General features: G+C 45.5%; 26 protein-coding genes. 22 read left to right on the top strand and 4 right to left on the bottom strand.

Annotated features, from left to right (window positions below):
• Positions 1–49: 49 nt before the first annotated feature.
• Both ACZYR9_RS13680 and ACZYR9_RS13675 read right to left on the bottom strand, forming a co-directional pair.
• Positions 50–1,759, bottom strand: coding sequence for a vWA domain-containing protein (locus tag ACZYR9_RS13680; RefSeq protein ID WP_488979049.1), 1,710 nt, complete (start codon positions 1,757–1,759; stop codon positions 50–52).
• Positions 1,760–1,780: 21 nt separating this feature from the next.
• Positions 1,781–3,082 (bottom strand): AAA family ATPase, encoded by a 1,302-nt coding sequence (locus ACZYR9_RS13675; RefSeq protein WP_488979048.1) that lies wholly within the window; start codon positions 3,080–3,082, stop codon positions 1,781–1,783.
• A gap of 157 nt (positions 3,083–3,239) precedes the next feature.
• Here ACZYR9_RS13675 and ACZYR9_RS13670 point away from each other — a divergent pair, with 157 nt between their 5' ends.
• The 14 genes from ACZYR9_RS13670 (at position 3,240) to ACZYR9_RS13605 (ending at position 15,912) form a co-directional block, all read left to right on the top strand.
• Positions 3,240–3,716 (top strand): glutathione peroxidase, encoded by a 477-nt coding sequence (locus ACZYR9_RS13670; protein ID WP_488979047.1) that lies wholly within the window; start codon positions 3,240–3,242, stop codon positions 3,714–3,716.
• A 229-nt stretch (positions 3,717–3,945) separates the two neighbouring features.
• Complete coding sequence (larE, locus tag ACZYR9_RS13665) at positions 3,946–4,788, top strand: ATP-dependent sacrificial sulfur transferase LarE (RefSeq protein WP_488979081.1); 843 nt, start codon at positions 3,946–3,948, stop codon at positions 4,786–4,788.
• A gap of 14 nt (positions 4,789–4,802) precedes the next feature.
• Positions 4,803–5,798: a 2-hydroxyacid dehydrogenase gene (locus ACZYR9_RS13660; RefSeq protein WP_488979046.1), complete on the top strand. Its 996-nt coding sequence runs from the start codon at positions 4,803–4,805 to the stop codon at positions 5,796–5,798.
• An 887-nt stretch (positions 5,799–6,685) separates the two neighbouring features.
• Complete coding sequence (locus ACZYR9_RS13655; protein ID WP_488979045.1) at positions 6,686–6,973, top strand: DUF1572 family protein; 288 nt, start codon at positions 6,686–6,688, stop codon at positions 6,971–6,973.
• A 174-nt stretch (positions 6,974–7,147) separates the two neighbouring features.
• Entirely contained in the window at positions 7,148–7,243 is a 96-nt protein-coding gene (locus ACZYR9_RS13650) for a putative holin-like toxin (protein WP_488979044.1), read from the top strand.
• Positions 7,244–7,483: 240 nt separating this feature from the next.
• Positions 7,484–8,434 (top strand): 5'-nucleotidase, encoded by a 951-nt coding sequence (locus ACZYR9_RS13645; protein WP_488979043.1) that lies wholly within the window; start codon positions 7,484–7,486, stop codon positions 8,432–8,434.
• The gene (locus ACZYR9_RS13640; protein WP_488979042.1) at positions 8,421–8,711 is read left to right on the top strand and encodes a hypothetical protein; all 291 of its coding nucleotides are present in this window, start codon (positions 8,421–8,423) and stop codon (positions 8,709–8,711) included. The genes ACZYR9_RS13645 and ACZYR9_RS13640 overlap by 14 nt, the downstream gene beginning before the upstream one ends.
• A gap of 671 nt (positions 8,712–9,382) precedes the next feature.
• Complete coding sequence (gene nthB / locus ACZYR9_RS13635; RefSeq protein WP_488979041.1) at positions 9,383–10,060, top strand: nitrile hydratase subunit beta; 678 nt, start codon at positions 9,383–9,385, stop codon at positions 10,058–10,060.
• Between the two features lie 18 nt (positions 10,061–10,078).
• Positions 10,079–10,744, top strand: coding sequence for a nitrile hydratase subunit alpha (nthA, locus tag ACZYR9_RS13630; RefSeq protein WP_488979040.1), 666 nt, complete (start codon positions 10,079–10,081; stop codon positions 10,742–10,744).
• 13 nt (positions 10,745–10,757) lie between these two features.
• Complete coding sequence (locus ACZYR9_RS13625; protein ID WP_488979039.1) at positions 10,758–11,123, top strand: nitrile hydratase accessory protein; 366 nt, start codon at positions 10,758–10,760, stop codon at positions 11,121–11,123.
• Between the two features lie 65 nt (positions 11,124–11,188).
• Entirely contained in the window at positions 11,189–11,836 is a 648-nt protein-coding gene (locus ACZYR9_RS13620) for an isochorismatase family protein (protein WP_488979038.1), read from the top strand.
• A gap of 265 nt (positions 11,837–12,101) precedes the next feature.
• On the top strand, positions 12,102–13,661 hold the full coding sequence (locus tag ACZYR9_RS13615) for a spore germination protein (protein ID WP_488979080.1): 1,560 nt from the start codon (positions 12,102–12,104) through the stop codon (positions 13,659–13,661).
• Positions 13,634–14,821 carry a Ger(x)C family spore germination protein gene (locus ACZYR9_RS13610; protein WP_488979037.1) on the top strand — a complete coding sequence of 396 codons (1,188 nt, stop codon included), beginning with the start codon at positions 13,634–13,636 and terminating at the stop codon, positions 14,819–14,821. Before ACZYR9_RS13615 ends, ACZYR9_RS13610 begins: the two co-directional genes overlap by 28 nt.
• Entirely contained in the window at positions 14,821–15,912 is a 1,092-nt protein-coding gene (locus ACZYR9_RS13605; RefSeq protein ID WP_488979036.1) for a GerAB/ArcD/ProY family transporter, read from the top strand. The genes ACZYR9_RS13610 and ACZYR9_RS13605 overlap by 1 nt, the downstream gene beginning before the upstream one ends.
• Positions 15,913–16,028: 116 nt before the next feature.
• On the opposite strand, the gene ACZYR9_RS13600 is transcribed toward ACZYR9_RS13605, so the two are convergent.
• Positions 16,029–16,487 carry a hypothetical protein gene (locus ACZYR9_RS13600; RefSeq protein WP_488979035.1) on the bottom strand — a complete coding sequence of 153 codons (459 nt, stop codon included), beginning with the start codon at positions 16,485–16,487 and terminating at the stop codon, positions 16,029–16,031.
• Positions 16,488–16,757: 270 nt separating this feature from the next.
• Between ACZYR9_RS13600 and ACZYR9_RS13595 the strand changes: the two genes are divergently transcribed.
• From ACZYR9_RS13595 to ACZYR9_RS13565, 7 genes are all read left to right on the top strand, one after another.
• Positions 16,758–17,855: an L-dopachrome tautomerase-related protein gene (locus ACZYR9_RS13595; protein WP_488979079.1), complete on the top strand. Its 1,098-nt coding sequence runs from the start codon at positions 16,758–16,760 to the stop codon at positions 17,853–17,855.
• Positions 17,856–18,106: 251 nt separating this feature from the next.
• A complete protein-coding gene (locus ACZYR9_RS13590; RefSeq protein ID WP_488979034.1) occupies positions 18,107–18,352 on the top strand; it encodes a spore gernimation protein GerQ in 246 nt (81 codons plus the stop codon).
• 16 nt (positions 18,353–18,368) lie between these two features.
• Entirely contained in the window at positions 18,369–18,737 is a 369-nt protein-coding gene (locus ACZYR9_RS13585; RefSeq protein WP_488979033.1) for a spore coat protein, read from the top strand.
• Positions 18,738–18,755: 18 nt separating this feature from the next.
• Positions 18,756–19,892, top strand: coding sequence for a zinc-dependent alcohol dehydrogenase (locus ACZYR9_RS13580; protein ID WP_488979032.1), 1,137 nt, complete (start codon positions 18,756–18,758; stop codon positions 19,890–19,892).
• 18 nt (positions 19,893–19,910) lie between these two features.
• A complete protein-coding gene (locus ACZYR9_RS13575; protein ID WP_488979031.1) occupies positions 19,911–20,108 on the top strand; it encodes a hypothetical protein in 198 nt (65 codons plus the stop codon).
• Positions 20,109–20,126: 18 nt separating this feature from the next.
• Positions 20,127–20,426 (top strand): spore coat protein, encoded by a 300-nt coding sequence (locus tag ACZYR9_RS13570; RefSeq protein ID WP_488979030.1) that lies wholly within the window; start codon positions 20,127–20,129, stop codon positions 20,424–20,426.
• A gap of 157 nt (positions 20,427–20,583) precedes the next feature.
• A complete protein-coding gene (locus ACZYR9_RS13565; protein ID WP_488979029.1) occupies positions 20,584–21,780 on the top strand; it encodes a DHH family phosphoesterase in 1,197 nt (398 codons plus the stop codon).
• Here the strand turns inward: ACZYR9_RS13565 and ACZYR9_RS13560 are convergent.
• Positions 21,777–22,457 carry an SIMPL domain-containing protein gene (locus tag ACZYR9_RS13560; protein ID WP_488979028.1) on the bottom strand — a complete coding sequence of 227 codons (681 nt, stop codon included), beginning with the start codon at positions 22,455–22,457 and terminating at the stop codon, positions 21,777–21,779. The two genes, ACZYR9_RS13565 and ACZYR9_RS13560, sit on opposite strands and share 4 nt — an antisense overlap.
• Before the next feature lie 191 nt (positions 22,458–22,648).
• Between ACZYR9_RS13560 and ACZYR9_RS13555 the strand changes: the two genes are divergently transcribed.
• On the top strand, positions 22,649–23,959 hold the full coding sequence (locus ACZYR9_RS13555; RefSeq protein ID WP_488979027.1) for an acetamidase/formamidase family protein: 1,311 nt from the start codon (positions 22,649–22,651) through the stop codon (positions 23,957–23,959).
• Positions 23,960–23,973: the final 14 nt, after the last annotated feature.

Genomic DNA, 23,973 nt, shown 5'->3' with positions numbered 1-23,973 from the left:
TTACGATCGGGATGGGTACTCACTTCTTCCGGAACAGCAGCAAAGCTGGCTAAGAATGCACCTTGAACACGTCAAGCAGCAGTTCGCTGCTGCCCTGGGTCTCCCAAGAAGCGGCGAATCGTACCTGATGGGAAACACCCAGAATATCGTACCGCTGGGCAAGATGCTGCCGCGCCGCGCCGATAATGAGCGAGTGCAGGCGCGCATGCTTCGTTTGGCCGAGCTCGGCGAGGGCGTCGCGCACGGGCGGCGAGATGGAACCGACGCCGTCGGTGACCATGACGAAATCGGCGTCATGGTAACGAGGCTCGGCGTTGACCAGCTCGATGCCCCGCCGCATCGGGGCGTCGAAGTGCGTACCGCCTCCGAAGGCCATCTGCGCCAAGGCGTAAAATGCCGGCCAGTCGGGCTTGCGCCAATAGAGCGGGTGCTCGATCAGCTCGCCGCGGGCGCCGAACAGGAGGAGCAGGAAATCACGTTTTTCCAGCATGCTAAAGGCCGCGAAGGTAGCGATGAAAATCTGCGCAAGCCGAAGCTTGCTTCCCCGCATGGAATGGGAAGTGTCGAGCATGCAGATCACAGGTCCTCGCTGAGGCTCCTCCGTCCAGCCGGTGACGTTATAGGTCAGCAGCTTGCGTTCAAGCCATTTGACCATAAAATAGGACTCGTAATCTTCATCGGCCAGCAGGCTGGCTTCGCTTGCAAGCATATGAGAAATATCTCCGGACTGCCTCAGGTCGTCATAGCTTTCAGGTATGCGAGGCGAGCGCACCTTACGGTGCCGGGCCTTCAAGTGCTGAAGCTGCCGTCCAACCTCCTGTAGGAATGCGACAAGCTCCGGATGCCGCTTCAGCTTTTCAACCCATTGCATGTAATGAGCAAACTGCTGACGATGCAGACGACCCAAATCGCTGCCCCAGCGGCGGTTTGCGATCCGCTGACTGGCCTGCAGCAGTTCGAACACGTTCAGGCTTTCGGATTCCTCTTGGCCAAGCGTTTCCTGCAGAGCACGGTTCAACCAGCCTCCAAGCTGCTCCTCCAGCTGACGAACGTTTTCCCGCTCCCGCCGGTTCATGCGCTCCATCTGTTTTTCGCGCTCACCCAGCTCGGCTTCCGCTTTCGCCAGCTTCTGCCGCAGCTTGTCCCGGCGGATGAAGTCGGTCCTCAGGTCCTCCTGAAGCGAGCGGATGCGCTCCTTCAAGGCGGCGATCTCCTTATGGACCAAAGGACGGCTGTCCAGTGCCGCCTGCTTTTCCTCCACATTCCGTTTGCCTCTTTGCAGCGTATACCCGACAAGCCGGAGCTGCTCCAGCTGTTTATCGTTAAGATGCTCTTGAACCTGAGTCTGCTCCTGGCCCTGCTGCCGTTTTTGCTCATTCAATCCGATAGTTCTTAGCTGCTGTTCTTCATGCTTCCGCTTGTTGACTTCCTGCTCGAAGCTCTCCGTGAGCCACATAAGCGATTTGAGCGCCGTCTTGAAGGAGGCATTCACTTCGCCAATCGTCCGGGGATGGATCGTCCGGTAGAAGAACTGCTTCTGCAGCTCTCCGACCAGCCAGCGGTGGAACGGGGTTGCCTCGCCGCTGTGGTCGGTCTGCGGATTCGCCAGATAAAAGCACAAGAAGAAATCGGCGAACAGTTCGATGGAAAACCAAGGTGTCCGCGCCTCGGCTTCACGAATCCACTCCTGTGCCGTTCTGGAGGAGTGAACGTATCCGTCAAACACAAAGCGGTCGACCCGCGCACAGCGTATGATCATAAGGACACCACCTCAACAGAGCTACAGTGTGTAATCATATTCAACGCCCGGGAGTTCCCTGTCGAACAGAGTGCGGTAGAGTCCCTGCAGCGTCTGCAGCGTACGCTCTCCCTGAATCCGGAGGTGGGTGTACTTTACGGCGAACTGCGCGGTTTGAACCAGCAGGAAATTCCGGTTTCGGATATATCCCGGCAAATCCTTTTCCCGCTGCAGCCACTGCACCAGCTTGCCGCGAAGCTCACGGGCCGTTTCCTCCAGCTCCATCCGGCATTCCTCCAGGTTGGCCTTGGCTTTCTCGTGATCCTCTTTGCTCAAGCGGCCGCCGACTTCTTTCTTAAATTGGAAAGCGTGGAGCTCCTCCTCTTTATCGAGCCAATGCCTGGCAATCTGATCGTAACGCTTTAGCGGCAGCTCGCGCTCCGTCTCCTGCTTCAAGGCTTCCTGGAACACCTTCTGAAACAGCTCCTGCAAGGTCCCGTAATCCTCGGGCTGATCCCAGAGCATGTGCGGGGTATAGACCGTGTCCCAAACGCCGACCTCCGTTCGTCCGTTCAGCGCCGCGGAGGTTTTCCAAACCTGGCCTATTTTCCTCCAGCGCCGGTCGGATAATACGAATTCTTTTTCCTCCATGTCGCTTTTCAGCTGATACAGCATGTAAATAAGCGGCTCCGGTATGGTGACTCCGGCTGCTGCTTGCCGTACGGTCTCAATATCACGCAGGGAAAGCAGCGGGGGAAGGGGATCGGCCGGCAGCTGAAACATGCGTTCGTAGCTGGACATTTGCTTTAAGTAACCAACCTCAAATCGGATTAAGAACCGGTCGTACAGCGCCGCAAGCTGGTCGTTCTCCTCCGGAAGCTCGTTGGAAGCCGCCATCAGGAAAAGCAGGGGCACCTGCTCCTTGGTCTGACCGTTAAAAAAGATGCGTTCGTTCAAAATCGACAGAAGCGCATTCAGAATTGCGCTGTTCGCTTTGAAAATTTCATCCAAAAAGGCAAAATCCGCTGCGGGCAAATATCCGTCCGTCTGCCGTACATATTGGTCCTGCTTCAGCTGTCTTAAGGAGACCGGCCCAAACATTTCGTCGGGCGTTGTAAAGCGGGTGAGCAAATAATCGAACCAACGCCCGCTGCCGAACAGCTGGGAAACCGCCCGCGCCAGCTGGGATTTGGCTGTACCCGGAGGACCGACCAAGAGCGCGTTCTCACCGGCCATAAGCCCGAGCAGCAGCAGGCGGATCAGCTCCTCACGTTCAAGAAAACGAGCTTCCAATCGGCCGATGGCTTCTTCCAATTTATTTTGAATCGATTGAATTTCATTCATATCTGCGCAGTACCTCCTTCGGCCTTTTTACCCTGTATTTCTTTATTAATTGTACCAGAGCGGATTGGTTTTCTCTAATTGTCCATGGATTTTTATTCCAAGGAGGTTCATGATACAATAGGTGGAGTAACATTCCATGCCGATAGGAGAGGAAAACATGTCAGTCTACGATTTCTCAGCCCAAACGATTGACGGAACAGAAAAGTCTCTCGCAGATTACAAAGGAAAGGTGCTGCTGATTGTTAATACGGCCAGTGCCTGCGGATTGACTCCTCATTATAAAGGCCTCCAGGCGCTATATGAGAAGTACAAGGATCAAGGGCTTGTCGTTCTCGGATTTCCATGCAACCAGTTTGGCGGCCAGGAGCCGGGTACGGAAGAACAGATTAAACAATTTTGCGAGCTGAATTATCAGGTGACCTTCCCGATGTTCGCCAAAATCGACGTCAAAGGCGATAACGCCCATCCGCTGTACACCTATTTGATCAAAAACGTTCCTGCAGAGACCCGAACAGGGGATATCGAGTGGAATTTCGTCAAGTTCCTGGTGAACCGTGACGGAGCACCGGTCAAGCAGTTCTCCGCCCGTACGGAGCCTGAGGCGCTTGAAAAAGACATTAAAGGGCTGTTGTAAGTAAAAGGACTTTTGAAGCAGCAGTCTGTCTCGCCAACGAGACAGGCTTTTTTTTGTCACATTTTTCCGTGTTGAGAAGAGGATTTGAAAAAATACCTTTTTCTCCGCTTCAAAAGGGTCTATAATAGTCAAGAGTGGTTACGCTATCTCACGAACTGCAAACGTGTGCGACAGGGTGAATCCGTTGGATACCCTTACATCATAAAAGGAGGCTGGAACCTTGGCAGACATGGAGCAGCAAATTGAGCAAAAATACGAAAAACTTGGGGACATTCTCCGTTCAATGGACAGAGTTGTAGTGGCTTTTTCCGGCGGCGTTGACAGCGCTTTTTTGTTAAAGGCGGCGTTGGAATTTCTGGGTAAGGATCGCGTGCTCGCCATTACGGCCGATTCGGAAACCTATCCCGAACGGGAAAAGCACGAAGCCATCGCGCTGGCCACTGAGATGGGGGCGCCTCATGAGGTGATTCATACCAGTGAATTGAATATTCCCGGCTATGCGGAAAATCCGACGAACCGCTGTTACTTTTGCAAAAACTCTCTTTTCGATCATCTGATTCCGATTGCCGAGGCTCGCGGCTACAAGCATCTCGTATTCGGCGCCATCGCAGACGATCTGGGCGAGCACCGTCCAGGCCTTCAGGCCGCTCATGAACGGGGTGTTCGTGCACCGCTGCTTGAGGCGGGGATAAAGAAATCGGAGATTCGTCATTTGTCCCGCAAATTTGGATTAAAAACCTGGGATAAGCCGTCCTTTGCCTGCTTGTCCTCGAGAATACCTTATGGCGAGCTGATTACGGCTCAGAAGCTTTCCATGATCGATCAGGCGGAGGATTTTCTGATTCAGCTGGGCTTCCGTCAAGTACGCGTACGTCAGCATGATACTTTGGCCCGGATCGAAGTGCCGGCTTCCGAGCTGGCTGAAGTGCTCTCCGTTGCGGAGACGATCCACGCCAAGCTTAAGGAAATCGGGTACGCTTATGTTACCTTGGATTTGAAAGGCTACCGTTCGGGCAGCTTGAACGAAGTCCTGCCGCAGGAGCAGCAGGCCATTCACGCGACAGCGAAATAGGAGGCTAGGTGTTCATGGGCAAACCGAAGATCTATATAGCCAAGCCGGTGGATCCGGAAGTATTGGCTTATTTGGAGCAGCATTGCGAGTGCAGGATGTGGGATGGGCAAGGCACGGCTTCGCGCCAAGCCCTGCTGGGCGAGCTTTCGGACGTGGAAGGACTGCTGGCCACCGGCGTTCCGATTAATCAGGAGCTGCTGGATCATGCGCCCAAGCTGAGAGCCGTAAGCACCGTATCGGTCGGTTATAACCACTACGATATAGAGGCGATGAAGGCACGGGGCATTCTTGGAACACATACGCCTACGGTACTTGACGATACGGTTGCCGATCTCGTTCTGGCGCTTATGCTATCTTCTGCGCGCCGGGTTCCTGAGCTGGATGCGTTCGTGAAGCAAGGGAAATGGCAGCGGGGCAAAGGGCTTACCGATGACATTCTCTTCGGTATGGATGTACATCACCGCACACTTGGAATTATCGGCATGGGCCGCATCGGCGAGGCTATCGCCAAGCGTGCCGTAAACGGCTTCGATATGGAGCTGCTTTACTACAACCGCAGCCGCCGTCCTGAAGCCGAGGAACTTTACGGAGCAAAGTACAGCAGCCTGGAAGACCTGCTGAAGCAGTCTGATTTTGTCGTTCTGATGACGCCATTGACGCCGGAGACGGTTCATTTTATCCGCAAGGAGCATTTTGAAATGATGAAGCCGACAGCTTTCTTCATCAATGCTTCCCGAGGCCAGACCGTCGATGAGCAGGCCTTAATCGAAGCGCTTAAATCCGGCCGGATTCGCGGAGCGGGCCTAGATGTATTCGATCCGGAGCCTCCTTCACCGGACAACCCTTTGCTGAAGATGCCCAATGTTGTGACGCTGCCGCATATCGGCTCCGCTACAGCCGCCACACGATTAGATATGGCCATGCTGGCTGCGAAAAACCTGGTGTCGGCGCTGACCAGCGACTCTCCTTCGAATGTGGTGAAGGAGCTTCAGGTTTTGGTGACAAAGTAATTGTTTGATCCAAGCTAGTCAGAATTATAAGTTCATTGTTTGTATAATGTAGAAAAGCCAAGTCGGATGAATCCGGCTTGGCTTTTTTAGTAGATGCGACAAATATTTGGGATTTGGGTTATGTGTGCTTGATCGAATGTAAACTAATGGAATGTTATGATAATATCTGTAATAAAAGATAATACGTATATGTTACGGGTAATGCAAGGGATAGGCACAATTTCCGAACGAAAATTTTTAGAAGGTGCTTATCTCCGTACAAAAGCATGAAAGGAGATAAAATCTAATGCTTAAATGGTTCTCGTTTATATTCGAATTACTCCGGTTATGTATTTTACTTGCTTTGACGCTGCTTATTTTAGGCGGATTGGAGAGGATCATATATGAATTGATATTTGACCAACCCATTTATCATTGGAGTACAACGCTGGGAAATATAATGATATTTCTGGTGTTATACCGAAATTACTTTCAGTTTAAGGGCTGGTATAAATCCGAGAAGAATAAAAAATTGAATACAATCTCCACAAGAAGTTTAATTGTAATCTCACTAGTATTATTAATCATACCGATTTGGATAAACCAGAAATAGATTAGAAGAGAGAGTTATACTTCAGATAACACCGTATTTACGCTGCGGATCTATCTAAGATTGGGAAGTTTTCTAGATTGTAGATAAATCAGCACCTATGGTTGAAAGAAGCACAAGCTGGCATCAACAATATATAACACCATATTCACACATCGGAGCAAATTCAGTTAGCATGTCAGAAGAATCAGCAGACAACCCTGCGAAACTAACTGCATCGCGGCCGGCAGGATTATCATGTACGTGCAAACGATAATCCTTTACGACACTCGATGAGAATTTCAGGGAGGTATATTCGATGATGTATATTGATGAAATTCTTAAAACCATGAACACGGAATTAAACAGAGTTATTACTTGCTTGAATCATTTAAATGATGATCAAATAGGGTATAGATTTAAGCCTAATATGAATTCTATCGGCAATTTATGTATTCATCTTGCCGGCAATGAATATCAGCATTGGATTAGCGGGATCGGTCGTAGCCCATATATTAGAGAAAGAACTTCAGAATTCAACTCAGATCGAACTTACTCGAAACACGAACTCACAGAATTGTTAAATGGCAATCGATATCCATATTAAGAAGCCTGACTGAAGAGGATTTACTTAGATCGGTCAAAATCTCATATTCTATTGAAGATTGGAATGAACAAAATTCGAACATTTGTTCTTTAATTGGTTGGAAGACGATGGTATAATAGAAGATACAATTGAATCTTGGGTGGGCGTGGTTTCCCTTCGAAAGGAGGTGAGGCCATGGAAATAAAAGATGCAATGATCATTATGATCAGTTTTGCTACCTTTCTCATTGCACTTTTAACATATATCTCGAATAACTACAAGAGAAAGTAAAAACCCACCCCAAGGTTAGCGCCACAGGTGGGTTTTTGTCCCTTTGATGACTCGGAAGGGAGTCCCATCCAAGCCAATTGTATGAGGCCAAGTGTTAGCAGCACTTGGTCTTTGTTAAATAGATCATAACATAATAAGAGCATCTCAGCAACGATTAGAGCTCCCGTTCATTGCGGCAGGTGAGGATTGTCGTTCGGTAGAACGATGATCCGTGAATTAGTTAAGTGAAGGAGGCCCCCTATGCCATATCAAATCGAAGATAAATTCGTCATTGCCGTTGCTTCCAGCGCCTTGTTTGATTTAACCGAATCGGACAAAGTGTTTAGAACCAGGGGAGAAGAGGAATACAGACAATATCAACGAGAGCATGAGACGAATGTTCTAAATACAGGGGTGGCATTCCCGTTAATCAAAAGGCTCTTAAGCATGAACGGTTCGACAGCAGAAGATCAGCCCGTAGAAGTGGTTTTGTTATCACGCAATGATCCGGATACCGGGCTGCGAGTGTTTAAATCGATCGAGCGTTATAAGCTTCCTATAAGCAGGGCGGTCTTTGTTACTGGCAGCAATCCGTTTCAGTATATGGAGGCATTTAATGCTTCTCTGTTTTTATCCGGGAATCCGGCAGATGTCAAAGAAGCCGTTGAACGCGGTTTTCCAGCCGGGTGTATTTATCCTACGGACTTTATAGATAATGACGAGGATCAGGAGCTGCGAATCGCATTCGATTTTGATGGTGTCATCGCTGACGATTCGGCAGAGACGATATTTCAAACCGGAGGCGCTTTACAATCTTTTCATGATCATGAGAAGCTTAACGCAGGAGAACCGCTTCCCGGAGGTCCGCTGATCCGCTTTTTTACGGAGATATCCAAGCTGCAAAGAAGAGAGATCGAAAAGAAAAAAAGCAATCCGGAATACAAACCCAAAATCAGAGTAGCCATTGCTACAGCCAGAAATGCTCCCGCACATGAGAGAGTCATTACTACGCTGAGAAAATTGGATATCAGAGTGGATGAGGCTTTTTTTCTGGGAGGCGTCGATAAAGGAAGGGTATTAAGAATATTTAAGCCCCATATCTTCTTTGATGATCAGGTTGGACACATTGAGGGTGTGGCCAGGATCGTCCCTTCCGTTCATGTGCCTTTCGGCGTGACCAACAATAAAAAGGTCGACCGTGACGCGGAGTGATTTTTCCTATTATCAGGAAAGGAAAGACGATGAAGACGAAAAAGATAGTCTTTTGTTGTTTATTATGATTTTCTGTCCTGTGATCATAATCGGATGCAGCAGCGACAAAGAAGTCCCTGAAACGGAAGAGGGTTTTACCATCAAAGAGTTGGCCGAACCTCCAAGCATAGGAGTATTGGGCAAAGAGCTTGATTATAAATCATTGCGTTCGAGAGACTTAGCCGCAGCAGAACGAACGGAAGTTAAGAATCATATCCTGCAATGGCTTGAAAATTAGACTGGACATTGCTGGGTGTGATGGTTGCCAAGATGGATTCAAACGAATGCAGGCATACAGAGACTAGCATGTTCTGCAATAAACTTTTGACAACAGACTGCGCATTCAAGCAGACTGTTTTATTTGAACAACACTGCGTGAAAGAGGGGAGGTAATGCGATGATCTGCAGGTTAGCTGTCGGGTAGTTTCGATTTTCTCTCGAGCTGTACAGTAATAAATCATATCATTAATATTACGGAAGTTAAAAATCCATGGTGTAAATAAATCATTGGATTATAAGCATATTCAACAAAATCGAAAGAATATGCGAAAATTACTCATTGTAAATATGACGAACGTTATTAAAACATTTACATATATTCCATTCTCTATATCCTATAATTACAACTTAGAGATTACGTTCCTATTCATACCTCTTATGGAGGTGATGCCTATGGTTATGTTTCTCTTCTAACAAGAAGAGAGCGAGCAGTCCGTAGCAATGGTCTAAGAATGTTTCCCCGCACTAGAATTCGCAATAAACATCCGATCGCTTAGCATCACTACATACTTCTTCAAAATCAGTCTTACTCATTGTGGTAAGCGGTTCCAATTGTCTTCTTTTTTAAATTCAACTGCATGAACCGCTCTGTTGATATCTTTCCACCATTACTAAATCGGGGGTGTTGAAATGAACGGTATCCACGATGTTGGAGGCATGGACGGCTTTGGCAAAATCGTTGCGGAAGAAAACGAACCTCTCTTCCATGAAGAATGGGAAAAGCGTGCTTTTGGCATTTTGCTGGGTACGCTGGGGCAAGGCTTATATAACCTGGATGAGATGAGGCACGGCTGGGAACGGATGCATCCGGTCGACTTTATGACTTCAGGCTATTATGGTCATTGGCTTGCGGCTGTCGAACGCAACCTGGTGGAAAAGAATATTTTGGACGCGGCGGAAGTCCAAGCCCGTACACAAACATTTCTAACGGATCCGAATGCCCAAGTGCCAAAACGGGAGAAGCCGGAATTAGTGGAGCACATGAAGCTTGTCGTGCAGTATGGTGCGTCGACACACCGCGAAGCATCCGCAGTGCCCCGTTTTCAAGTGGGAGATCGAGTAAAGACCCGGAATATCAATCCACCGGGACATACGAGATTACCCCGCTATGCACGAGGCAAATATGGTGTCATTGATGCGGTGTATGGTGCGCATGTATTCCCCGATGCCCATGCGCATGGGAAAGGGGAATGTCCTGAACCTCTCTATTCCGTACGTATTGAGGCTGACGAGTTGTGGGGCTTGCGGCAGAAAGATTCGGTCAATATCGATTTATGGGAAAGTCATTTGGAGCCTGCTTCTAACTAATTGAAGGGGGAGTTTGCATTGACTGAGGAGAATAAACACGATAATCATGAACATGAACATGAGCATGAGCATGAACATTCCCACCATCATCCGCATCCGGAATCGTTTTGGTCGGCAAAAGCCAAAGCATTGGAATCTCTGTTGATTGAAAAAGGGATTCTATCCTCCGATGCGATCGACAGTGTCGTACAACGCTATGAGAACGATATTGGACCCATGAACGGGGCTAAGGTGGTTGCTAAAGCGTGGACAGATGCCGCGTTTAAAGAAAGGCTGCTCAATGATCCGGAAACGGAGTTAAAGGCGCTCGGTTATTATGGTCTGCAAGGAGAACATGTGAGGGTATTGGAAAATACGGATACGGTGCATCATGTGGTATGCTGCACCCTTTGTTCGTGCTATCCCTGGACCTTGCTTGGGCTTCCGCCATCATGGTACAAAGAACCGGCTTACCGGTCCCGTATTGTGAAAGAGCCTAGAGAGGTGCTTCGGGAGTTCGGCTTGATGCTGCCAGATACGACAGAAATCCGGGTGTGGGACAGCAGTGCGGAGATGAGGTATCTCGTTTTGCCGCAGCGGCCTGAAGGGACGGAAGGGATGTCTGAGGAGGAACTAGCCTCTATTGTGACTCGGGATTCGATGATCGGGGTTGTCAAAATACAGCCGCCTGCGGTAACTGTGTAAAAGGAGGACTAGAATGGAAAAAAACTGTGATATTCAGTCTGCCGAGCAGTGGCTTGTTTCCATACCCGAAGGGATTGCCCCACCGCGCAAAAACGGGGAATTGAATTTTCAGGAGCCGTGGGAAAGCCGATCGTTCGGTATGGCTGTCGCATTATACGACCAGAAATATTATACTTCATGGGATGACTTCCGGGCCCGGTTGGTTCAGGAGATCGGAGATTGGGAAAATGTCGACTCTAAAGAATCGGAGACCTGGAACTACTATGATCATTGGTTGGCAGCATTAGAGCGGCTTATCGTGGACACCGGAATATTAGATCAGCACGATATTGATATACGCGCTGAAGAATTTCTTACAGGCAAACGAGAAGCTTTTTAAACCTGGAACTGAACCTTCTTGCATGGTTTGGATTAAGGCACATTATATCTTGGGAGGGAATTTCTATGCAGTTTACAATTGATGACCCGAAAAAAACAGCTCTTCTCGTTATCGATATGGAAAATGATTTTGCGAAACCGGGAGCCCCCATGTTTGTACCCATGGCTTATGAAATGCTCCCGAATATGAAAAAGCTGATTGACTATTCCAGACAAAATGGCGTAACCGTGATCTATACCGCCCATGTTCATGGCGAAGACCGGGGAGATATGGGCTTAATGGAGCATTTTTGGCCGCCAATTGGAAACCAGACCGCTTTGGTCGACGGAACGCCAGGGGTAGAAATCATTGACGATATAGCGCCGCAAAAGGGCGATTTGCTGATCAAAAAACACCGGTACAGCGCATTTTACAATACCGATTTGGAGACGCAGCTGCGGAATCGAGGAATTGATACCTTGATTATTACCGGAACGGTGACGAACATGTGCTGCGAGTCTACAGCCCGGGATGCCCAATTTAGGGATTACAAGGTCATTTTTGTATCGGATGCCAACGCTACGATGGATCATCCTGATCTAGGCGCGGGTGCCATGAGCGCAGATGAGATCCAAAAAGCCGTACTCACGAGTCTGTCTTTCTGCATTGCTGAAATTGCTTCAACCGATGAGGTTATCCAAAAGTTCGAAAAGCCTCAAGCGGCCGTTTCCTGATATACGATACGAATGCTTTTAATTCGCCCAAGCCAGATTGATATACATTCCAATGATAGCTTCCATGAATCCAGAGGACCCTGCTATTTTGTCGTGGGGTCTTTCCTATGGGAAGGAGCTCTTGTTTCGTGAGGTTTACGTTTACCAGAGCTTAGGAGTGAATATCTTTGGACCGCTATGGGCAAATTATGCAAAGGATGCATAACATGGATGTGATTTTTTCATCCGGAGGATGAAAGAAGCGTTCAATGAAGGCGGTGTCGATATGGACTGGTTCAAGCTCTTGTTTAAATCCAATGCGCCAAAAGAAATGGATATCCATCATTCAATCCTTTCCGATGTCCAACATCAGCCCTTATCCGAAGTTCTGACCGTCAATGAAACAAGCTTGAAAGAAATCTTCCGGAATTGTACTGACATTGTATTTCGTTCCATCGTAATAAAAGAAAAAAAACAAGGGTTAATCATTTATGTCGATGGTTTATGCGATACCCAAACGTTGGATGAAGTTGTGTTGAAGCCTCTTTATGAAGGGGTGCCTAGTGATGTGAAGTTAGTCATCGATGAGATGTATATGGCAGTGGCACAGGTTAAAGTGGTTACAGGTCTAGACGATGTGGTTGATCAGGTTTTAAAAGGTGATGCGGCTGTATTGGTCGATGGAACCAATCAGGCTGTGATAGCCGATCTCAAAGGATTTGATAAGCGCAGTATTGAAGAGCCGTCTACGGAAAGCACCGTTAGGGGACCAAGGGACGGATTTACGGAAACACTCCGGACCAATACGATGCTGATCCGCAGAAGAATTCGAAGTCCAAAGCTGAAAATGGAAACCTGTTCGGTTGGAAAATTCTCAAAGACTGACGTTGTTATTGCCTATATTGAGGGGATTGCTCAGGCCGTTGTACTCAAGGAAGTACGCAAAAGAATCCATCGTATCCAAATCGATGGGGTAATCGATTCGGGTTATATTGAAGATTTTATTGAAGATTTTCCTTATTCACCCTTCCCTCAGGTACAAAATACAGAACGGCCTGATATCGTATGCGCAAGCTTGCTCGAAGGAAAAGTTGCCATTCTCATGGATAACACTCCATTTACATTGATTGTTCCTATGACCTTTTGGGCCGGCCTTCAGGCATCGGAGGATTATTACGAACGATTTCTGTATACAACCTTCATTCGGTGGATTCGCTATTTATTCTTGAATATTGCTTTGTTTCTGCCCTCGTTATACGTGGCAACGACAACGTTTCATCCCCAGCTGATTCCAACAAATCTGTTAATAAGCATCGCCTCCGCTAGAGAAGGGGTGCCATTTCCTGCTGTTGTCGAAGCGTTGATGATGGAACTCATGTTTGAAGGACTGCGCGAAGCGGGTATAAGACTTCCCAAATCGGTAGGCTCTGCTGTCAGTATTGTAGGTGCGCTTGTCATAGGACAGGCTGCTGTCGAAGCGGGAATCATTTCTGCTCCTATGGTTATTGTCGTTGCAACGACCGGAATCGCTTCCTTCGCTATCCCGCGGTACAATATCGGCACGGCCTACCGGCTGCTTCGCTTTCCGATGCTCATCCTGGGAGGAACTCTCGGACTATTCGGTATCATGGTCGGAGCGGTATGCATTTTAATACATTTGGTTTGTTTGAGTTCCTTTGGAGTTCCTTATATGAGTCCGATAGCGCCGCAGAGCCCGATAAACTTAAAGGATGTATTAATTCGTCCGCCAAGGTGGACTCTGCGTTATCGTCCTACTTTTGAGAGCGGATCAAACAAAAAACGGATTCCGGAGAACCAATGGCCAAGACCAGGGGCAGAGGAATAGGTAACATGAAAAAAAAGATGCTGATGATATTAAGCTTATTTTCACTGACGATAACCGGCTGTTGGGACCGCAGGGAGTTGAACGATCTTGCTATTCTGCTCGGTTTGGGCATCGATCTGTCTGATCGCGGGACTTATGTCGGCAGCGCTCAATTTATTTTGCCGGCTAAGCTAAGCAGTGACGGAGCAAGCGGGCAGGATAAAGCTTATTTTATTGAAACGGCGGAAGGGAAAAACCTGCTGGACGTATCTCAAAAAATTCAAAACAAGCTTTCCCGAGCTATCTTCGGCGGTCACCGAAGGGCTATTTTTATAGGAGAAAAATTGGCTAAGCATGGGATTTCGAAGCTCATTGACCAATACAGCAGAAATCCTGATATCCGGCTTAGAAGCGATATATTTGTTGTTAAAGGGAGCACGGCTCATCAATTTTTAAAGGTTTCGTATCCATTCGAAAAGGTCCCTGCCATCGCTGCCCATAAAATTCGTCAACAAGCCGTTCCGGCAACCACCACACTGGCAGATTTTCTAATGGCGGCAAGCGGAGATGAGGATAGCCCGACATTGCCGGCCGTTGAAATTATTAAGGATATGGACGGCTCAACGATTCGACTTGCCGGCAGAGCTATTTTTGACGACAAACTAAGTTTAATTGGTTTTTTAGATTATAAAGAAGCCATTGAAAGACTTTGGCTTTTAAATCGTTTGAAGAAACGCACAATTATCGCCGACGTTTCTAAAGGAGAAGGCAATGTTTCGTATGACGGTGATGAGTTTGAATGTACAATCAAGCCGTTTTTAACTGGAGATAAAGTCACCTTTAATATTTTTTTGGAAGGGTCCGGGAAGATTCGGGAAAACAATACGAATTTGGATTTAAAGCAATCGAAAAATCTTGAAATTTTGGAAAAAGCGATCGAGGAAACCGTTCAAAAGGACATATTGAAAATGATCAAAAAGGTACAAAAAAATTATGGTACGGATATTTTCGGCTTAGGAAGAACAATTCACAAAAAACATCCCTATGCTTGGAAAAAAATGAAAGCATCATGGAAAGATAAGTTTCGAGAAGCTGAGATATCCGTTAAAGTAGAACTGAAAATCAAGAATACGGGACTTACCGGGTTACCGCTGCATTTAAAGGAGGGGGCGATGAAATAATGAAGATATCAAGCCTGCAGGTGCTTTGGCTCATAGCAACATTTGAGCTTGGAATGTCTATCTTATTAACCGCCTCTCCATCTATTATGGATGCGAAACAGGATGCATGGATTTCGTTCATAATAGCCGGTGCGGCCGTCCTCTTCCTTACGACGGTATCCACAAAATTAAGCTTGTTGTATCCTGATCAGACGCTTATCGAATTCAGCCAAACGATACTCGGGAAATGGCTGGGAAAAATCATGGTCATCCCATATTTTGTTCAATGGTATTCGGTCATTGCTGTGATTCTGCGGCAAGCATCCGATTTTATAGATATGATCATGTTCAAAAAGACTCCCCTATTTCTCATTATCTTGTTGGTACTTATTCCTGTAATTTATGTAACGTACAAAGGCGGAATTCAAGGCATTGGACGATGCAGTGAAATCGTGGGGCCGATTATATTTTTTGCATTTGGACTTGTTCTGCTGCTGGGTATCGTCAATTTTGATGTAAGCCGGCTGCTTCCCGTTTATGCGGATTCCGGGTGGAGAAATATACTGAAAGGAACATTGCCGCCTTTTGCTTTTTTGGGTGAATCTTCTGTCGTTATGATGATGTTAACCTGTTTTGTCACAGATCAAAAAAAGGCATTGCCAAGAGCCGTTTGGGGAGTTACCCTTGCTTCATTTTTTTTATCGCTGTCCGTTTTGGCTACATTGATGACCTTTGGACCTCATCTGAGCGCAAAAATGTGGTACCCGTTTTTTGAGATGATCCGATATATTTCCTTAATGGAATTTATCCAAAACCTTGAAATCTTAATTGTTGTGATTTGGTTTTTAAGTGTCTGCATTAAATTGTCCGTGTACTTATTTATTACGAGTTATGGAACGGCTCAATGGCTGCATATTCGCAATTGGAAGCACATGATCGGGTTTGTTGGGTTATTGGGAGTGATATTCGCTATGGGCTACAAAAATATCGTTGTTTCCTCCATCGACTATCCCAAAAATTTTTGGCTCCCCTATGTTTTTCCAATCAACTTTGTTGGGATCCCATTGCTTTTATTTGTTATTGGAACCGTAAAAAAGAACAAAAAATGGTAGATATAAATAGGAAGGTCAGAGCATAGAAAGAATGTTCAAGAGTGAGGGGAAGCTTTTGCTCGGGTAATTGGCGGGTTTACCGGGTGTGGAGAGGATATATAGGAATGAAAGCTCGTTTAGCCGGGATGCTGCTGCTTCTCGGCTGCGTCGGTCCGCAAACTTTCAATGAGATGAACAAGGAAGAGGAGCACTAACAGGATGCCCAGCGATAGGCCTACCGATAAGGGTATGGTCCAAGGGTATGAAGATTTAGAGAAAAACGGAATAAAGGACACGGATAAAATGGGTGGTGCATTCCAACGAAATTTTTTGATTAAGAAAATGATGACCAAAGTATCCGCTAATAAGGAAAGTTCACTTGGATTAATCGCGTACATGATGGCCCCGATCGTAGAAGCTAAAAAAGCCCCAAAGGCAATTTTACTTAACGTCTTCATATCGTAGGTGCGTGAGATAAACAGAAAACAAAACGCGCCTAAGGTGGGGTAGAACAAGCTGTTCAGTATGGGATAGTGCAAGGAAAAGGAATAAACCAACATCAGATAAATACTAACCGCCGCGATTTTGATATTCATAGTAGCCTTATGCATCCCCTAATTGGTTGTATTTGGTCGGAATTACTTCAAAAAATTATATAGATTATGGGCTTTTTCGTCAATGCTAAATAGGTATGAATACACATTCCATTATGCTTCGTGTTATGGCATCTAATGGTTTACGGTGTTCCCAACGAAAACAAACCATTGAAACTACATCGGGTTAGAAAAATTATTAACAACCAGGCATTAGAATAAAAATTTTACATATATAGGTGATATCCGTTCGAATTTGTTAAGGAGGATATCATAAAACCTATGTTACCTATTGAAGAATATTTCGGTAAGTTAGAACTAGTGTATTCATTTTATGGGGCAATGCCTACAGGCGTTACTGTTTCAGAAACCGGGCGTATTTTCATTTGCTTTCCGAAATGGGGAGACGACGTTAAATTTACGGTGGCGGAAATTGTTGGGGATAAATTGCAACCTTATCCTAGTCTAGAAACTAATTTGGTAAACCCATGGAATATCACCATGTCTTTCATTAGTGTCCAAAGTGTAGTTGCTGATGGAAGGGGAACGCTTTGGGTATTAGATACAGCGGCACCCGATTTTTCTGAACCTATTAAAGGGGGTGCCAAATTAGTCGCTGTTGATTTGAAAACAAATACAATAACTAAAGTATATACCTTTGCAGAAGGTGTTGTGCTGCCAACAACTTATCTGAATGATGTCCGATTTGATTTTCGTGTGGGTAAAGCAGGTTATACATATATTACGGATTCTTCTTCCAAAGGACCGGGAGCGATTATTGTCGTAGATTTAGAAAATGGAAATGCGTTCAGACGGTTAAATGGAGCAAATTCAACCTCCCCCGATCCCTATTTCTTACCGAAAGTAGAAGGTAAAATTTTGATGAATCGAAACAAAGATGGCTCCACTTCTCCCTTTAGATTGGCCTCTGATGGTATAGCCATTTCTCCTGATGGAAAGAATTTATTTTTTTGTCCACTCTCCAGTCGTCACCTATACTCGATCTCAACAGAAGCCCTAAGAGACAGAACTATACCGGATATGGATTTAAGTTATCATGTGAAGTATTGGGGTGAAAAAGGTGCGTCTGATGGTATGATTACCGATGCAAAAGGAAACGTTTATGCTGGAGACTATGAAAATGATAGTATTCGAAAGATATTGCCCAATGGCAAAATGGAGACCATCGCACATGATCCTAGAATTTTATGGCCGGATACTTTTTCGATTGGTCCGGATCAATACTTATATGTCATTGTGAACCAATTACATCGGCAGGCAAGATTTCATTATGGAGAAGACCTGCGACAAAAGCCATATAGTTTACTTCGTATGAAAATTAATGAATTGCCTGCTCCTACCTTTTCATAATAGAAGCTGGTGATGAATCAGTGGAAATGAAGTAATCTAAACAGCTAACCAAGGAGATTATCCAAGGTTGGCTTTTTAAATTGAGGTGAAGGCTAACAGATACGATAGACTAAGTTGGAAGGAACATACTGGGAGTTTAATGTAAATTAGCTTGTATATATGTAATAAATTATTTGAATAAGCGAATGAGACTTCTGTTTTTCGGCACAATACAATTGTACTAAGTCCATACAGTGAAGGGTGAATGAAGAATGGATAATCAAAAATTAGCTGCTCATGAGTCTTTGGACCTGCATGAAGTCATTAATTTCAAAACGCTTTGTTTAGCGAAATCCAAATTAATGCAAGGACTGGTTTTTGATGATGATCTGAGAGCATTGATGCAAAAAGATGTTGATCAATCGATCCGAGCGCTTGGAGAGTTGAAGACCATTTATGAACGGGCGCCTTTTGAAGCCCCTATTCCTCAAAGTCGCCCAACACCAATCATAAATTGAAAGGCAGGAATAAGCATTGAATAACGACTATTTAGATCCAATAAACTCGTTACATGTACCCGAGCTTGCGGATACCACCTTTGCCATGGATTTTCTTCTTCGCGCAAAAGAAGGGGTTCGTAATATGGCTGTGGCGTTAACGGAAGCCTCATCTCCTGATGTTAGGGCCTCTTTACGGAATCAGCTTATGCAGGGGATTGCCTTGCATCAAGAAATTACAGAACTGATGATTGAAAAAAAATGGTTCCATCCTTATGAACTCAGTGAGCAGTATCAATTAGATCAACTCTCCGCCAATAATACGATCATGATTGGCAAAATGAATCTGTTTCCTGTTCAGACCAATAGAAAAGGCCAGTTTGATCGGACACCTGATGCACACTAACAATGGAGGTTGTATAGCATGAAGGCGGTAACGTATCAAGGTATTAAAAATGTTGAAGTGAAGGAAGTCGAAGACCCAAAAATTCAGAAGCCTGATGACATGATTATTAAAGTAACCAGTACAGCTATCTGTGGTTCTGATTTACATTTAATACATGGTATGATTCCTAATCTTCAGGAAAACTATGTTATCGGTCATGAACCCATGGGAATCGTTGAAGAGGTTGGACCAGGTGTTACCAAGGTAAAAAAGGGAGATCGTGTAATTATCCCATTTAATATTGCATGTGGTGAATGTCATTACTGCAAAAGCCACCTGGAGAGCCAATGTGATAATTCCAATGATAATGGCGATATGGGAGCGTATTTCGGCTATTCAGGTACGACGGGTGGTTATCCAGGTGGGCAAGCAGAATATTTGAGAGTGCCTTTTGCCAATTTTACTCATTTCAAAATCCCAGAGACTTGTGAAGAGCCCGATGAAAAGTTATCCGTTATTGCTGATGCGATGACCACTGCATTTTGGAGTGTTGATAATGCAGGGGTAAAGGACGGAGATACAGTTATTGTTCTTGGCTGCGGTCCAGTCGGTCTTTTTGCTCAAAAATTTTGTTGGTTAAAAGGGGCAAAGCGTGTGATTGCCGTAGATTATGTCGAATATCGTTTGCAGCATGCCAAACGTACGAACAACGTAGAAATTATTAATTTTGAAAACTTTGAAAATGTAGGAATGCATCTGAAAGAAATGACAAAAGGTGGAGCTGACGTTGTCATTGACGCTGTTGGTATGGATGGTAAAATGACGGATTTAGAGTTCCTTGCGAGCGGCCTCAAACTTCATAGCGGAGCATTTGGAGCGTTTATCATTGCTTCGCAGGCCGTTCGAAAAGGCGGTACAATCCAAGTTACAGGCGTCTATGCCGGCAAATATAATGGATTTCCAATGGGTGATATTATGAATCGTAACGTCAATATCCGCACTGGACAAGCACCTGTTATTCACTATATGCCATATATGTTTGAATTAGTTTCAACAGGGAAAATTGATCCAGGCGATGTGGTGAGTCATGTCATTCCACTTAGTGAAGCTAAGCGTGGCTATGAAATTTTTGATACAAAAACGGATAATTGTATAAAAGTTGTATTGAAACCTTAAGAGAAGGAGATTTTAATCATGAATAATTATGCTCTGCATGAAGTTCTTGAGACTCAAGAACTGGCTGCATTTAAGACGGTTTGTTTGACAAAGTCAAAGACAATGATAGGGCTGGTTACAGACCCGCAGTTAATAGATATTATGCAGCAAGACATTGATTTATCTACGAGACAGTTACAGGATTTTACCACTATTTTATCCAAAGCAAAGCAGTAAATTAGGAGATGAATGAATATGAATCCAATCATTGAAACTTTAACCGGCATGGATGCACTATCTGATCAAGTGATTGCAATGGATTTATTGATTGCAGCAAAAAGTGGAGTTAGAAATTATGCGATGGCAGTTACCGAATCTGGAACGCCCGAAATTAAAGAGATACTAACTCGTCATTTAGTGGAAGCTATTGACATGCATGAAAGAATTTCTAGTTACATGGCACAAAATAGATGGTACCATGCTTGGGATACGAATGAACAAATTAATTTAAATATAAATAATATGAATACGGCATTAAACTTACCGACTCTATAAAAAATTTAAGGAACAGTTTTAATTCATAAAACAAACTGTTCCTTATAAGCTTATTGCAGTTAAATGGACACAATCCATTAGCAAAAAACGGTTCGTTCAAGGAGATGGTATTTTTGTAACGGCATGGAGTAAATGAAGTGAAGGGAGCTGTCAAAGGTTGTATCTATTGTATACTCATAATGATTTGGACGGCATCGGCTGCGGGATCGTTGCCAGATGTGCATTTGGACGAAATGTCGTGATCCGTTACAATTCCGTCGAAAGTTTAAATTTTCAAGTGGAACGATTTTTGGAAAAACCAAGTAAAGATAGTTATTTATACATTACCGATCTTTCCGTGAATGAAGCTAACGAAAAAGGACTGGATGAATTCGTGAGATCGGGTGGAAAGGCAAAGCTGATCGACCATCATAAAACCGCCCTTCATTATAACAAGTATCCTTGGGGAACGGTTCAAGTAGAGGATAAGAACGGAAAGCTGGCTTCAGCCACATCGCTTTTTTATGAAGATCTTGTCCGGGACGGTTTGCTAAAACCTATAAAGGCGTTGGAAGAATTCGTCGAGCTGGTCCGGCAGTATGATACATGGGAATGGGAGCGAAACGAACAGCTGCAGGCCAAGCGATTGCATGATCTCTTTTTTATGCTGTCAATCGATGAATTTGAAGAAAAAATGGTAGAACGCATTAAGCACAGCGAGCACTTTTCTTTTGATGAGTTCGAAGAAAAAATACTCGATATGGAAGAAGAAAAAATTGAACGTTACATACGAAGAAAAAAGCGGGAAATCACGCAAGCCGTTATTCATGGCTATGTAGCAGGTGTAGTTCATGCGGAATCCTATCACTCGGAATTGGCAAGTGAACTAGGAAAAGAAAACCCCCACTTGGATTACATCGCCATCATGAACATGAGTGGAAAAAAGATTAGCCTTCGAACCATTCACGATCACATTGACGTTTCGGAAATCGCAGCTCTTTATGGAGGGGGAGGCCATGCCAAAGCGTCCGGTTGTAAAATGACGGAGGAAGCTTACCGATTATATGTGGCGGAACCCTTCTTACTTGAACCGATGCGCGCGGATGCATTTAGAAATACATTTAATTTGAAAAAATCCAGCTATGGATCACTATATGAGAACCGGAAAGAGCAGCAGATATTCATATTTCCTTCGGGGGATGGCTGGATCATCGATGTGGATGACAATGAACGAAATGAACATTATTCCACGTTTGAAGAGGCTGAACGATTTGTGAAAAGAGAGTATGCGGCTTGGTTAGTCAAAGATGACGTATATATCGCATACCTCATGGATCATATGATGGATAGAAGAAAGAAAAAAAGAAACCATTAATTATAAGTATATGCAGCCTTGACCATGGCAGTAATGTTCAATTCTCCCTGCTGGATCGGCGTGGCGGCAGCACTTTCTGCAAAAAGTGTGGCCTGATAAGGTATTGGCTCACGTGTGCGCGATTCTTCTTGAACCATTATAGGCTGCTCAACCAGAGCTGCACCTATCGTTCTTGCAATGGTCATGGCCTTCGCTTTGGCATTTTTGAGAGCTAGTGAGAGGGACTGGTTATAATACATTTCGGGGTTCGATATACTGAACCGGATGTTGGATACGGAGTTTGCGCCATGATGTACCGCCGTATCGACAACAATGCCTGTCAGATGGACCTGATCGAGGGTGACCTGGAGCATATGTGTCACTTGATAGCCTCTTAGGATTTGTTTACCCTCTATATAATTATACTGGATCTCAATTTTGTAAGATACGGTGCGGATTTGTTCATTAGGAATACCCAGTTGGACCAGGGAATGGACAATGTCGGCTGTGGAAGCGGCATTGTCTCTTTGAGCTGCGGAAAGGGCCGGGTCTTCCGTGATAACACCCAGGTCAATCATGGCTCTGTCCGGAGGGGCCGTTACGGTTCCTTCTCCCGAAACCTCAATCATTGGCCTGCTTCGATGAACGGAGGGAACGGCCGCTATGCAAGCCGGATGCCACGGCTGATGATCATACATAGATAAATCCCTCGTTTCTGCTCATAAATTATTACTACATTGTATTATCTTACGCTTTGTAACGTTCCTGCTTGCAGGGGCTTGAAAAATTAACAGATAATTGAAATATTTTCAATTATTCATGCTTTTCATATTCTAGGAGAACGTTATAATTGAAGAGTAACCATTATGATTGTGAAGGAGTAATGTACATGGAAAACACAGCAGCGAAACAAACGGTATATGTGAACACCTTTACAAACGGCATCCTGGATCCTTCTCAAGCCATGTTAGGTCCTGTCCGAAACGGGGGCTACATCGTAGCCAATACAACTCCCGGCTGTTGGGGACCGATGATTACTCCGGCTTTGCGGGGAGGACACGAAGTCACACAGCCTGTCTATGTGGAGGGCGCTAAGGTCGGCGATGCGATTGCGATTCGGATCAAATCCATTGAAGTGACCTCGATGGCCACCGCCTCAGGCAATGAAAGAACAATGGAAGGAAGATTTCTGGGAGATCCGTTCGTAGCCGCCAAATGTCCGGGCTGCGGAACTTTACATCCCCAAACCAGGATCGAGGGGATTGGCCAGGAGTCCATCCGATGTGCTGAATGCGGCGCGGATACCACTCCTTTTGTATTTACTAATGGTTATACGATTGGGTTTAATGACAACAAAGAATTTGGGGTCACTTTACCCAAGGAAGCGGCCGAACAGATTGCCCATAACGGCAGATATTATATGAATACGCCGGAAGGCTCTCAACAAAATCCGATCGTCACCTTTGCTCCTCACGATTTGGTAGGCGTAGTTGCCCGTGTTCGTCCATTCTTGGGTCAGCTGGGAACGACGCCGTCTCATCCTATGCCGGATTCGCATAATGCCGGCGATTTTGGAGCTTTTCTGATTGGCGCTCCTCACGAATATGCGCTAACGAAAGAAGAGCTGAACCAGTACAAAACGGATGGCCATATGGACATCAACCGTGTCCGGCAAGGTGCGATCTTGATCTGTCCCGTAAAGGTGCCCGGGGGAGGCATATATCTGGGGGATATGCATGCCATGCAGGGGGATGGTGAAATCGCCGGACATACGACCGACGTCTCCGGTATTGTCACGCTGCAGGTTCAGGTGATACCAGGATTGAACATCGATGGTCCCATTCTGCTGCCCGTAGAGGAAGACTTGCCTTATTTGGCTAAACCGTTCACTCCGGAAGAAAAAGCCAAAGCCCTGCAGTACGCCAAAAGCTGGCAGCTGGATACGCTTGAAGAAGCTTTGCCTGTTTCCTTTATCGGGACCGGAGCTAATTTGAATGAAGCTACGGAAATCGGTTTGAAGCGCGCATCCGAAGTGCTTGGCATCACCGTCCCCGAGGTGTTAAATCGGGCCACAATTACAGGCGCCATTCAAATCGGCAGACATCCGGGCGTTGTGACCGTTACTTTCCTTGCTCCGCATGAGCTTCTGGATAAAGCGGGGATTTTGGATCTGGTTAAAGAGCAGTACAGCATTCTATAATACAAGCCAAGAGT

The sequence above is a fragment of the Paenibacillus sp. F024 genome (assembly GCF_057814255.1).
Note: the sequence above shows the minus strand (reverse complement) of the source record. Positions and strands in the feature narration are given on the sequence as shown.

Coding starts and splice junctions, on each gene's coding strand:
- ACZYR9_RS13680 (WP_488979049.1), bottom strand. CDS start 1,759: ATGATCATACGCTGTGCGCGGGTCGACCGCTTTGTGTTTGACGGATAC.
- ACZYR9_RS13675 (WP_488979048.1), bottom strand. CDS start 3,082: ATGAATGAAATTCAATCGATTCAAAATAAATTGGAAGAAGCCATCGGC.
- ACZYR9_RS13670 (WP_488979047.1), top strand. CDS start 3,240: ATGTCAGTCTACGATTTCTCAGCCCAAACGATTGACGGAACAGAAAAG.
- larE (WP_488979081.1), top strand. CDS start 3,946: ATGGAGCAGCAAATTGAGCAAAAATACGAAAAACTTGGGGACATTCTC.
- ACZYR9_RS13660 (WP_488979046.1), top strand. CDS start 4,803: ATGGGCAAACCGAAGATCTATATAGCCAAGCCGGTGGATCCGGAAGTA.
- ACZYR9_RS13655 (WP_488979045.1), top strand. CDS start 6,686: ATGATGTATATTGATGAAATTCTTAAAACCATGAACACGGAATTAAAC.
- ACZYR9_RS13650 (WP_488979044.1), top strand. CDS start 7,148: ATGGAAATAAAAGATGCAATGATCATTATGATCAGTTTTGCTACCTTT.
- ACZYR9_RS13645 (WP_488979043.1), top strand. CDS start 7,484: ATGCCATATCAAATCGAAGATAAATTCGTCATTGCCGTTGCTTCCAGC.
- nthB (WP_488979041.1), top strand. CDS start 9,383: ATGAACGGTATCCACGATGTTGGAGGCATGGACGGCTTTGGCAAAATC.
- ACZYR9_RS13625 (WP_488979039.1), top strand. CDS start 10,758: ATGGAAAAAAACTGTGATATTCAGTCTGCCGAGCAGTGGCTTGTTTCC.
- ACZYR9_RS13620 (WP_488979038.1), top strand. CDS start 11,189: ATGCAGTTTACAATTGATGACCCGAAAAAAACAGCTCTTCTCGTTATC.
- ACZYR9_RS13615 (WP_488979080.1), top strand. CDS start 12,102: ATGGACTGGTTCAAGCTCTTGTTTAAATCCAATGCGCCAAAAGAAATG.
- ACZYR9_RS13610 (WP_488979037.1), top strand. CDS start 13,634: ATGGCCAAGACCAGGGGCAGAGGAATAGGTAACATGAAAAAAAAGATG.
- ACZYR9_RS13605 (WP_488979036.1), top strand. CDS start 14,821: ATGAAGATATCAAGCCTGCAGGTGCTTTGGCTCATAGCAACATTTGAG.
- ACZYR9_RS13600 (WP_488979035.1), bottom strand. CDS start 16,487: ATGAATATCAAAATCGCGGCGGTTAGTATTTATCTGATGTTGGTTTAT.
- ACZYR9_RS13590 (WP_488979034.1), top strand. CDS start 18,107: ATGGATAATCAAAAATTAGCTGCTCATGAGTCTTTGGACCTGCATGAA.
- ACZYR9_RS13580 (WP_488979032.1), top strand. CDS start 18,756: ATGAAGGCGGTAACGTATCAAGGTATTAAAAATGTTGAAGTGAAGGAA.
- ACZYR9_RS13575 (WP_488979031.1), top strand. CDS start 19,911: ATGAATAATTATGCTCTGCATGAAGTTCTTGAGACTCAAGAACTGGCT.
- ACZYR9_RS13570 (WP_488979030.1), top strand. CDS start 20,127: ATGAATCCAATCATTGAAACTTTAACCGGCATGGATGCACTATCTGAT.
- ACZYR9_RS13560 (WP_488979028.1), bottom strand. CDS start 22,457: ATGTATGATCATCAGCCGTGGCATCCGGCTTGCATAGCGGCCGTTCCC.
- ACZYR9_RS13555 (WP_488979027.1), top strand. CDS start 22,649: ATGGAAAACACAGCAGCGAAACAAACGGTATATGTGAACACCTTTACA.